General features: G+C 65.3%; 8 protein-coding genes. 3 read left to right on the top strand and 5 right to left on the bottom strand.

The features are described 5' to 3' along the window. The 3 genes from H8A95_RS38175 to H8A95_RS38165 form a co-directional block, all read right to left on the bottom strand. On the bottom strand, positions 1–1,690 hold a 1,690-nt coding region (locus H8A95_RS38175; RefSeq protein ID WP_229187755.1), incomplete at its 3' end, for an AIDA repeat-containing protein. Between the two features lie 468 nt (positions 1,691–2,158). Continuing rightward, on the bottom strand, positions 2,159–3,370 hold the full coding sequence (locus H8A95_RS38170; protein WP_229187754.1) for an ABC transporter substrate-binding protein: 1,212 nt from the start codon (positions 3,368–3,370) through the stop codon (positions 2,159–2,161). 47 nt (positions 3,371–3,417) lie between these two features. Then, complete coding sequence (locus H8A95_RS38165) at positions 3,418–4,620, bottom strand: cytochrome P450 (RefSeq protein WP_229187753.1); 1,203 nt, start codon at positions 4,618–4,620, stop codon at positions 3,418–3,420. 82 nt (positions 4,621–4,702) lie between these two features. On the opposite strand from H8A95_RS38165, the gene H8A95_RS38160 reads away from it, so the two are divergent. Beyond that, entirely contained in the window at positions 4,703–5,227 is a 525-nt protein-coding gene (locus H8A95_RS38160; RefSeq protein ID WP_229187752.1) for a MarR family winged helix-turn-helix transcriptional regulator, read from the top strand. Between the two features lie 435 nt (positions 5,228–5,662). Here H8A95_RS38160 and H8A95_RS38155 read toward each other — a convergent pair whose 3' ends face one another. Then, entirely contained in the window at positions 5,663–7,522 is a 1,860-nt protein-coding gene (locus H8A95_RS38155) for a feruloyl-CoA synthase (RefSeq protein ID WP_229187756.1), read from the bottom strand. A gap of 161 nt (positions 7,523–7,683) precedes the next feature. Here H8A95_RS38155 and H8A95_RS38150 point away from each other — a divergent pair, with 161 nt between their 5' ends. Next, positions 7,684–8,214 carry a MarR family winged helix-turn-helix transcriptional regulator gene (locus H8A95_RS38150; protein WP_229187751.1) on the top strand — a complete coding sequence of 177 codons (531 nt, stop codon included), beginning with the start codon at positions 7,684–7,686 and terminating at the stop codon, positions 8,212–8,214. A gap of 204 nt (positions 8,215–8,418) precedes the next feature. Further along, positions 8,419–10,239, top strand: coding sequence for an allophanate hydrolase (atzF, locus tag H8A95_RS38145; protein ID WP_229187750.1), 1,821 nt, complete (start codon positions 8,419–8,421; stop codon positions 10,237–10,239). A 134-nt stretch (positions 10,240–10,373) separates the two neighbouring features. Here atzF and H8A95_RS38140 read toward each other — a convergent pair. Beyond that, on the bottom strand, positions 10,374–10,932 hold a 559-nt coding region (locus H8A95_RS38140), incomplete at its 5' end, for a GntR family transcriptional regulator (protein ID WP_229187749.1).

Below are 10,932 nucleotides of genomic sequence, written 5' to 3'. Positions count from 1 at the left end.
GCACGTTGAGCGTCCCGCCGGCTGCGACGAACGTTCCGGTCCCCGCCCCGCCGCTGATCGTGCCCTGGATGACGCCACCGGACGAGACGTTCTCCACGCCGCCGCTGGACACCGCGACCGTATTGGACGTGGTCCCCGTCACGTTGAGCGTGCCGCCCGCCGAAACCATCGTCCCGGTGGCAAACCCGCCAGCCAGCACGTCGAGCGTTCCCCCGGATAGAAGCGTTCCGCTGGCTCTGCCGCCGCTGCTGACATACATCGTCGCGCCGCTTGCAACGACGGCATTCGTATCGTTGCCCGCAACCGTTTCGGTGCCGCCGGACGAGACGGTCGTGCCTGCGTCGCTGCCGCCATTGCTGACGGTCAGAAGCCCGCCGCTGCTGACGGTGGTGCCGGCGGCCGACCCGCCGGAGGCAACGAACATCGAACCGCCATTGAGCACGGTGTCGCCGGTGTCGCTTTGGCCGCTCGATACGGTGTAGGACGATCCGCTGCTTACGGTCACAGGCGAGCTTTGGCTAACCACCGTGCCGCCGTTGTTGGTCAAGCCCGTGACACTGGCGCCGGCAATCACAATCAAGGTACCGCCGCTATTGACGACGATGCCGCTTGCGGTGGCGCCGGACGAAACGACTTCGGTGCCACCGGAGCTGATCACTGTGCTGCTGGCGATGCCGCCCGCCATAACGGTCTCGGTGCCGCCGGCGCTGATCACCGTGGTCCTGGCGATGCCGCCGGATGAAACGATCTCAGCACCGCCCGAGCTGACCACCGTGCTGCTGGCGATGGGGCTGTACACGCCGCCGCCCCACACGATCTGTTCACCGCCCGCGATCAGCGTGGTGGAGATCGCCGTTGCGCTTCCGCAGTATTGGCCCTCGCCGACATATTGGATGCTTCCGCTGCCGGTGACCGTCGTGCTGACGGCCGTGCCGGTTTCAATGTAGCCGTACGGCGCAATGTACTGGATTCCACCGCTCGTAATCGTGGTATTGCTTACGACACCAGTACCCGCGGATCCGAAGGCGGCATAGCCGACGTACTGCGTACCGCCCGCGATGATGGTGCTGATCGCGACGCCACCCCCAAGAAATCCAACGATCTGTTCAGAGCCGCTTGCGAGCGTGGTGCTGGTCGCGACTGCGCTGCCTTCAAAGTTTCCGTTGTATTCGGTTGAGATGTACTGATATCCGCCGCTCGCGAGCGTCGTGTTGGTCGTGGTGCCGCCATAGATTTCGACGCCACCGGCATTGACGGTCGTGTTGATTGCCGCGCCGTTGAAAAGGGTCAGCCAACCGCCGTCGACCGTGGTGTTGCTTGCGACTGAACCACTGACGTTAACTGACAGTCTGCCGCCACTGATCGTGGTGGCGATCGCGGTTCCGCCGGATATGGCGACCATGTTGCCGCCGCTGACCACGGCGCTGATCGCGCTACCGTAAACATCTAGCTGCGCCGCACCATTCGAATCGTAGGAGACGGTGTCTGCGAAATCGGTGCCACCAGAGGACACAACGACGGTGCCAACATCGAGGGTGTTGCTGATATACCCGCCGTTCAGCACGTAAAGCGTGCCGCCGTCCTGGACCGTGTTGCTGGTCTGCGTATTGGACACAGAAACGGTAGTTCCGCTGGCAACGTTCACGCCCATAAACCCCTCCCCCCAAAAAATGATTCCAACGAAATCCAATAAGCCTGTCCGGCGATTCGCCCCCCCCCGCAGCCGGCCTTGCCCGATGGCCTGCCGACAGCGGAATCAAACGCCCGCAAGCCCTCGCCAATTCACTTGGCGCGAGCTCTTGGTCACTGAGTTTTGGAGAGCAGGTTGAAATGCTGGCGAGACGCAAACCAGATTCAAGTTGCTACGTCATCCAAAATCGAAGAACTGCCTCAACAATATGCGCGATGAGCATACGATTCGGCCGAACGCCGTCAAGGCCCAGCCGGGAAGCCAGTCGAGAAAGCTGTGCCTCCCTCGCAACATTGTGGATCCGTCGCTTGAGGTTTGCACTCTCTGCCCGCGACGCTGCATGGCGAGAACCGGCACTCGGCCCTCTCCCGCCGAAGCCGGATTTACCCGGCTTCGGCAAATTGAAAAAGGCAGAACTCGGGTAGACCGGAGTTTTACGGGGAGAGAGCGGAGCGCGCGGCGACACCCTCACTTCACCAGCGAGCACCCGCCATCCGCCAGCGGACGGAACGCCTGGTCGGCCGGGATGGTCGCGATCAGCTTGTAATAGTCGTAGGGGTACTTCGACTCCTCCGGCTTCTTCACCTCGAACAGATACATCGGGTGGATGACGCGGCCGTCCTGGCGGATCGTGGTGTCGCCGAACAGCTTGTCCTTGCCCTTGAAGGTCTTCATCTGCGGCACCACGACCTTGGCATCGTCGCTGCCGGTTAAGGCAACCGCGTTGAGATAGGCGAGCGTCGAAGCGTAGACGCCGGCCTGGTTGCCGCTCGGCATCTTGCCGTTCATGCCGGGACGCGCAGCAAAGCGCTTTGCGAACGCGCGGGTGTCGTCGTTCATGTCCCAGTAGAAGGCTTCCAGCAGTTGCAGGCCCTGCGCGACCTTCAGGCCCATGCCGTGGACATCATTCACGAACAGCAGGAACGCCACCATGGTCTGGCCGCCCTCCTGGATGCCGAACTCGGCCGCCTGCTTCACCGCGTTGATGGTGTCGCCGCCGGCGTTGGCGAGGCCGATCACTTTTGCTTTCGAGTTCTGCGCCTGCAGCAGGAAGGACGCGAAGTCCGACGTGCCGAGCGGATGCTTGCTCGATCCGAGCACCTTGCCGCCGTGCTTCTCGATGTAGTTGGTCGCCTCGGCTTCGATGCCTTTGCCGAGTGCGTAGTCGACCGTCACAAAATACCAATCCTTGCCGCCGCGCTGCATCATCGCGGCCGCGGTGGTGTTGCCGGTCGCCCAGGCGTCGTTGACCCATTGAATGGTGTTCGGCGAGCAGGCCTTGCCGGTGAGATCGGAGCTTGCGGTCGACGAGGCCAGGAACGTCATCCTTGAATCGCGCAGCACGGTGTTGACGGCGAGGCCGACGGCCGAGTTCGGCACGTCGACGATGGCGTCGACGCCTTCGACATCGAGCCATTTGCGCGCGATCGCAGATCCCACGTCGGCCTTGTTCTGATGATCGGCATAGACGATCTCAACCTTGATGCCCTTGCCGCCGCCGTTGAAATCCTCAGCGGCCATGCGCGCGGCTTCCACCGAGCCCATGCCGTTGGTGTCCTGGAAGATGCCGGAAATGTCGTTGAGCACGCCGACGCGCACGACATTGTCTGATATCTCCGCGCGTGCGCTGCCCGCGGCGCAGGCCAATGCCAGCGCCAAACCAACCCCGAAGCCCTTCATCATATCCCCTCCCATGTTTCCGCAACCAACCATTTGCCGGCTTCCCGTCAGGCCGGCGTGATCTCGACCGGCAGGCTGTTCAGTCCGCGCAGCGTGTTGTTGAAAAGGCGCGTCGGCTCGCCAGTGATTTCGATCCTGGCGACACGGCGCGCCAGCGCCGCCATCATCACCTCGCCTTCGAGGCGGGCGACGAGCTGGCCGACGCACATGTGGATGCCTGAGCCGTAACCGACATGGCCCGACGTGCGGCGCGTGATCTCATAGCTGTCGGGGTTTTCCCAACGGCGCGGATCGCGGTTGGCAGCGGCAAGGAACATCAGCACTTTCTCGCCTTCGGGAATGCTTTCGCCACTGAGCTCGACGTCGCGAGTCGTGGTGCGGAAGAAGGTCTGGACCGGGCTTTCGAACCGCACGGCTTCCTCGAAGGCGTTGCGCGCCAGCGTCGGATCGCTGCGCAGCTTCTCGAACTGGTCGGGAAAGCGTGCGAGGCAATAGACCGCCGCGCCGATGCCGTTGACGGTGGTGTCGAGACCGGCCGACAGCAGCGAGCGCACCAGCAGCGGCGCCTCGGTCGCGGTGATGGCGCCGCTATCGACATGGGCGTGGATGCAGGCACCGATGCCGCCGGGGGTGAGATTATCCCGCTGACACTGCTCGGCAATATAGGACTGATGCGGCGCCGAGCGCTCGATCGCCTCCTTGCGGAGCTCGTTCGGCGGGCCGAAGGCGTTGAACACCAGACTTGCATAGGGCAGCAAATTCTCGCGGCCCTCGGGCCTCAGGCCGAGCGCATCCGGGAAGATCGACAACGGATAGGCTTCGGCAAGGTCCTCGATCGCGTCGAACCTGCGCTTCTCCAACAACACATCGAGACGGGCCTCCGCTGCGGCGGCGAACTGCCCGCGAAGCTGCTTCATCACGGTCGCCGACAGCACCGTGCTCAGCACTGCGCGGGTGCGGGTGTGCGCCGGCGGGTCCGCCTCCAGGATCAGGCTCGGCGGCCGCCACGGCTTCTCCTTGGAGAAGTCGCTCAGGCCGACGCCGCGGCTGGAGCAGAAGGTCGCGGGATCGTTCAGGACCGCATGGACCTCGGCGTAGCGCGCCACGCCATAGACATTCCACTTGTCGAGATAGACCACCGGCCCGGCCTCACGCAGCCGCTCATGGGTCGGGAATGGATCGGCGAAGAACTCGAGCGCGAACGGATCGACGTCGAGATGCGGGACGGATGTCCCCCCTGTTGCAGTCATCGGGACCTCCCGAGGTTTGATCTTGTCAATACGGGCCGCATGTCACTTGCTCCCGAACAGTTTCGCAGCGATGATTTGAGAGATGAGCAGTCAGCCCCTCCCCCGAAAGCCCCGCCGGCCCAGACCGGCCGATCCCGCAGATGCCAGCGATGGCCCGCTGCTGGACCTCAATCGCTATGTGCCGGCGTTCATCACCTTCATCGGCAACAAGCTGTCGAACAGCGCCACCGCATTTTACCAGAAGAATTTCGGCGTCAACGTCACCGAGTGGCGAATCATCTCGCAACTGGCGATCGAGCCGGGGATTCCCGCCTCCCGGATCTGCCAGGTGATCGGCTTCGACAAGGGACCGGTCAGCCGCAACCTCGCAGCGCTGCAGAAGCGTGGCCTGCTGACCATCCGTACCGCACCCGACGACGGCCGCACCCATTCGATCACGCTGACCGCGCGCGGCCGCGCCATCCACGACAAAGTCATCGTCGCCGCGCTGGAGCGCGAGCGGCGGCTGCTGTCGTGCCTGAAAAAGGACGAGCGCGAGGTGCTGATCGACCTGCTGCGCCGGCTGCACGAGAATCTCGGCGCCGTAACCGGGCAAAGCACGACCTGACCGCACGGCGGGACTGCGGGCGGCACCCTGTGCCGCCGCAATACTCGCCCGGTTGTCCATGCGTGCCGCTCGCGCGCTGCTGCGCAACATTCTCCTCCCAAAAGCGTAGCCGTTGACCGGCCCTGTCCCTATGGGCGCGGAAACTCGCACAGCTTAGTTGCCATGGCAACTAAAAACACGAACCCGCGCGGAGCAAGGCCCCAAGGAACCGGTGCAGACGGCTCAAGTGAATAGCCCGCCAAACGTGCCACAAACTCGGTGTCTTCCCGGCCTCCGAGCCGGGACGCATAACCACCAATGCCAATTATTGCACACCGGCGGAACGACGACTTTTATACACAACGTCGGCCGCGGAGTATGGGTCCCTGCTTTCGTTCGCAGGGACGACGGCGGTGTGCGTGGCGTCCTCTCAACACCGCGCCGGTACAAATCACGTCACGACCCCGCGCAGGCGATCGGCTCGGCCGATCCGTCGTTCTCCAGGACCGAAACCGCTGCGGCGCGGCGCGTCAACACGGCGCGCTGGTTGATGTAGCCCTTGTCGGTGATCTCCCCGCCGTCGACCGAGGCAGGCTCGGCGAGCAGCAGCGCGCGGGAGGCATAGCCGGAGGAATGACCGCCCTGCGCCTTCAGCCGTGCCAGCCCCTGCCCGATCGCGGATCGGACCGCCGAGTGGCCGATCGCCTCCTGCGCGCCGGCGCTCTCGGGCAGTCCCGCGAGCGAACGGCAGGCGGCGAGGTTCGGGAACACCAGGAAGCGCACCTCGTCGCGGCCATGACCGGTGACCACGATATCCTGCGCGAGCGGCGCCAGCGCCGCGATGCCGGCGACGCGCAGGGTGCCGACGCTGACCCAGGTGCCGGAATTGAGCTTGAAGTCCTCGGCCACGCGGCCGTCGAAGAACAGGCCGAGATCGGGCCGTGCGGGATCAGCGAAGGTGACGGCGTCGCCGATCTTGTAAAAGCCCTCGTCATCGAAGGCGTCTCGGGTGAGTTCGGGCGCTTTCCAATAGCCCGGCGTGACATTGGGCCCGCGCACGCGGACCTCGAGCTTGTCGCCCGAGGGCACGAGCTTGAGCTCGGTGCCGGGAATCGGTACGCCGATATTGCCGGAGCGCTTTGCCAGGAAATGACAATCGGTCGCCAGCGGCGAGGTCTCGGTCGATCCCCAGGCCGACACCATCGGCAGCCTGCGGCCGACTGTCTGCAGCGACAATTCGTCCAGCGCGTCCCACAGATTCTGCGGCAGCGCCGCGCCGGCATAGAACGCGAATTTGGTGCCTTCGAGGAATTTGCGGCGCAGCTCGTCGTCGGTGCGGAGTGCCGCGATCAGCATGTCGAAACCGCGCGGCACGTTGAAATACACCGTCGGCACCACGCTGCGCAGATTGGCGAGCGAGGTCGCGAACAGGCCGGGCGCCGGCTTGCCGCCGTCGATATAGAGCGTGCCGCCGTTGCGCAGCACCAGGTTGAAATTGTGGTTGGCGCCGAAGGTGTGGCTCCAGGGCAGCCAATCCAGGATGACCAGCTCCTCGCTGGACTGCTCCAGAAACGTCCAGGTCTGCGCCTTGGCCTGCTGGCTCGAGGTCAGCATGCGCTGGGTGTTGATCACGGCCTTCGGCGTGCCCGTGGAGCCCGAGGTGAACAGGAACTTTGCGATCGTGTCCGGTGTCACCGCGGCAAAGGCCGTGGCGACCTCTGGTGCTTCCAGCGTCGCCGCGATGGCACGGAACGGCAGCGCGTCGGCATCGCCGGGATTGCCGCTGACGATGGTCGCGCGATGCAGCGGCTTGATCGCGGCAAGCGCCGCCGCGAACGGCTTTGTGCTCGCGACATAGATCGCGCCGGGATCGAGCAGGCTGATCATAACCTTCAGCTTGTCGAAGTCTTTCGACATCAAGGAATAGGCCGGCGAGACCGCGGCCGAAGGCACGCCGACATGCTGGGCGGCGAGCGCGAACAAGGCGTGGTCGATGCCGTTATCGGAGAGGATGACAAGCGGCCGCTCGGCGCTCAGCCCTTGCGCCAGGACCCACGATGCGGCGCGCCGCACGATGGCGAGCGCGTCGCGATAGCTGACGGTGCTCCAGGGCGCCTCGGCATTGGCGCGCTCGCCGAGGAAGATGCGATCCGGCGCCTGCCGCGCCCAATGTTCCAGCCAGTCGCCGACGCAGCGCGCGCTGTCTTGCAACGGCGTGGTGGATCGAACCAGGATGCTGCCGTCATCGCGACTGATGGCAACGATCGCGGGCGTCGCGAACAGGCTGTTCGGATTGTCACCGCTGGCGGTGGCCATCGTCATGGTTTCCTCCTCGCCCGCGTTTTGCGAGATCGCGCTGCAACATGGTGCGGCGCCGCGATCCCGGCCGGGCTCTTTGGTGATAATGTTGCGGACATCAATTGTTGTCGTCAACAACAATCTTTTCCTTAAGCCTCGGCCGCGCTAGCCTGTCGATCATGGCAACCCGTCAAAAGACGTCGCGCAAGGCAGCAGGAACGGCAGCGGCAATCCGCCGCCCCCGCGCGCGCGCCGCGAATAGCCGGGCGCAGAGCGCCTACGCCGGCGATGACATCGGCCTCGACGCGTTGATCGGCCACGCCGGCTATGCGGTGCGGCGCTTCCAGCTCTGGATCTTCCAGGACTTCGTCAAGACGCTGGCAACCGTCGACATTCGCCCGACCCAATATTCGGTCATGACCGTGATCGGGGCCAATCCGGGACTGAGCCAGATGGCGGTCGCCAAGCGGCTCGGGATCGAGCGCGCGCGGCTGGTGCATCTGCTCGACAGCCTGGAGGAACGCGACTTCGTCAGCCGCATCCCCTCCGCCACCGACCGCCGCTCCCACGCGCTGCATCTGACCTCGCGCGGCAAGACCGCGCTGGCGCAGTTCAAGCGGCTCGCCGCCGAGCACGAGCGACATGTCGCCGAGAAGATCGGCAATGAAAACCGCGAACGGTTGTTGCAGATCCTCACCTGCTTCACCTGATCGCGTGACCAGATTTCGGCTTGGTCACGCCTGCTCTTAAATTAGGCATTCGTACTCTCAAGCCGGCTTGCGTCAGCCACCAGCGCGCATTTCAAACGACTGATATTGTGCAATAAATCGTCGTGTCGCGAGCGCGAGAAAATTGTACACAATGGCACATTGCTTGCTTCGATCAGGCTGCAATTCCCTCGCGGCGGGCACCCGATGCCCTGCCGCGCCAGAGACGAGGCCAACCACGTGACTGAAACTGTCGCCGCGATCGTTGCCGCACACCGCGCCGGGACCATGATCCCGGCACAAACCGTGGCGCGCAGCTACCAGCGCATCCGCGAGCACAACGACCCCGCCATCTTCATCAGCCTGCGCGACGAGAAGGATGCGCTCGCCGAGGCGGAGCGTCTCGCAGATCCGGCGCTGCCGCTCTATGGCGTACCGGTCGCGGTGAAGGACAATATCGACGTCGCGGGACTGCCGACGACCGCCGCCTGCCCGGCATTCTCCTACGTGCCGGCGCAGGATGCTACGGCGGTCGCCAGGCTGCGCGCGGCCGGCGCCATCATCATCGGCAAGACCAATCTCGACCAGTTCGCCACCGGCCTGGTCGGCGTGCGCTCGCCCTACGGCATTCCAAGGAACCCGGTGCGCGGCGATCTGGTGCCGGGCGGATCGAGTTCGGGCTCCGCGGTCGCGGTGTCGGCGGGCTTGGTGCCGCTCGCGCTCGGCACCGACACCGCGGGCAGCGGCCGGGTGCCGGCGATGCTCAACAACATCGTCGGGCTCAAGCCGAGCCTCGGGCTGATCTCGAACGCAGGGCTGGTGCCGGCCTGCCGCACGCTCGACTGCATCTCGGTGTTCTCGCTCACCGTCGACGACGCGCTAGCCGCACTTGCCGTGATGGCCGGTCCGGACGACGCCGATCCGTTCTCGCGCGACCGGCCGCTGGCACCTCTCACGACATTTCCGGCGAAGCTGAAGCTCGGCATTCCCAAGAGCGGCCAATTGATCTTCTTCGGCGATCGCAAGGCCGAAAAGGCCTATGGCGAAGCCTGCAAGCGCTGGCAATCGCTTGGCGCCGAGCTCATCGAATTCGATCTCGAGCCGTTCTACGAGACCGCGCGGCTGCTCTACGAGGGCCCGTGGGTCGCCGAACGCTATCTCGTGATCCGCGACCTCCTGGCGTCATCACCCGAGGCGGTTCATCCGGTGACACGCGAGATCACCATCGGCGGCGCGCGGCCCACCGCGGCCGATACCTTCTCCGCGCTCTATCGCTTGCAGGCGCTGCGCCGCGTTGCCGAGCGCACCTTCGCGCAGTGCGATGCGATCGTGCTGCCGACCGCTCCGACGGTCTATTCCACCGCCGACGTGCTGGCCAACCCGATCGAGCTCAACTCGCGGCTCGGCACCTACACCAATTTCGTCAACTTGCTCGATCTCTGCGGCCTGGCACTACCGGCAGCGATGCGGCCCGACGGCGCGCCGTTCGGCATCACGCTGCTCGCCCCCGCCGGCCGCGACACCGAACTCGCCGGCATCGGCCGCGTATTTCATGCCGACACCGGGCTTGGCCTCGGCGCCAAGGCGCTGCCCCAACCGCCGCTGGCGGTCCTGGCGGCACAGGCCGGCCCTCACGAGATCACGATCGCGGTGGTCGGCGCGCATCTCTCCGGCATGGCGCTGAATCACGAACTGACCACGCTCAATGCGCGCCTGCTGGAGCCGGCAGTCACCGCTCCGGACTATAAGCTCTACGCGCTCGACACCACGCCGCCGAAGCCGGGCATGCTGCGCATCGAGGCCGGTGCAGGTCATGCGATCAGGCTCGAGCTGTGGGCGATGTCGCCGGCCGCATTCGGCAAATTCGTCGCCGCGATCCCGCCGCCGCTGTCGATCGGCACCATCAGGCTCGCCGACGGAAGGCAAGCCAAGGGCTTCATCGTCGAGCCGGCCGCGATTCATGGCGCGAAGGATATTTCGGGCTATGGCGGCTGGCGGGCGTTCATGGCGGAGCGGGTGAAGGCGTAGCTGCCAGTTCCGTCATTCCGGGGCGCGCGCAGCGCGAGCCCGGAATCCATCGAGCCGCACGCGTTGTCGATGGATGGATTCCGGGCCCATCGCTTCGCGATGTCCCGGAATGACGAGACTGAGAGCTTTGCGCGCTACACCGACACCGCGTAGGTCTCGTATTCCCCCCGCACCTGCTCGATATGGGCGCGCATCGCAGCCGCAGCGCCGGTCTTGTCGCCGCGCAAGATGGCGACGACGACGCAGTCGTGCTCGGCGTGGGATTTTGCCAAACGCCCAAGGTTGCGGAACTGGGCGCGGCGGAACGGCTGCACGCGCACGCGCGTCGCCAGCGTGATCTCGGCGATATAGGCATTCTGCGAGCCGGCATAGATCGCGTTGTGAAAGCGCTCATTGACCTCGTGGAAGCGCTCGGGATTGCCGGTGTAGCTCAACACCCGCAGCTCCTCGTGGATCGCCTCCAGCGCATGACGCTCCGCCGGCGTCATCCGCTCGGCGGCAAGGCCGGCGCACATCGCCTCCAGCTCGGCCATCGCCTCGAACATGCCGGTGAGCCGCTCCAGCGAGGGCCGAGCCACCACCGCGCCGCGATGCGCGCGGGCATCGATCAGGCCGCTGGCGGCAAGCTGCCGCAGCGCCTCGCGCACCGGAGTGCGCGAGACATTGAAGCGGCGGGCAAGGTCGGTCTCATCG

Origin of the sequence: Bradyrhizobium oropedii (assembly GCF_020889685.1) — a bacterium.
GTDB lineage: Bacteria > Pseudomonadota > Alphaproteobacteria > Rhizobiales > Xanthobacteraceae > Bradyrhizobium > Bradyrhizobium oropedii.
This window is presented reverse-complemented; position numbering and strand designations above follow the sequence as displayed.

Excerpts from the sequence above, each read along its gene's own strand:
- atzF (WP_229187750.1), top strand. The coding sequence starts at position 8,419 with ATGCCCTGCCGCGCCAGAGACGAGGCCAACCACGTGACTGAAACTGTC.
- H8A95_RS38165 (WP_229187753.1), bottom strand. The coding sequence starts at position 4,620 with ATGACTGCAACAGGGGGGACATCCGTCCCGCATCTCGACGTCGATCCG.
- H8A95_RS38170 (WP_229187754.1), bottom strand. The coding sequence starts at position 3,370 with ATGAAGGGCTTCGGGGTTGGTTTGGCGCTGGCATTGGCCTGCGCCGCG.
- H8A95_RS38160 (WP_229187752.1), top strand. The coding sequence starts at position 4,703 with ATGAGCAGTCAGCCCCTCCCCCGAAAGCCCCGCCGGCCCAGACCGGCC.
- H8A95_RS38155 (WP_229187756.1), bottom strand. The coding sequence starts at position 7,522 with ATGGCCACCGCCAGCGGTGACAATCCGAACAGCCTGTTCGCGACGCCC.
- H8A95_RS38150 (WP_229187751.1), top strand. The coding sequence starts at position 7,684 with ATGGCAACCCGTCAAAAGACGTCGCGCAAGGCAGCAGGAACGGCAGCG.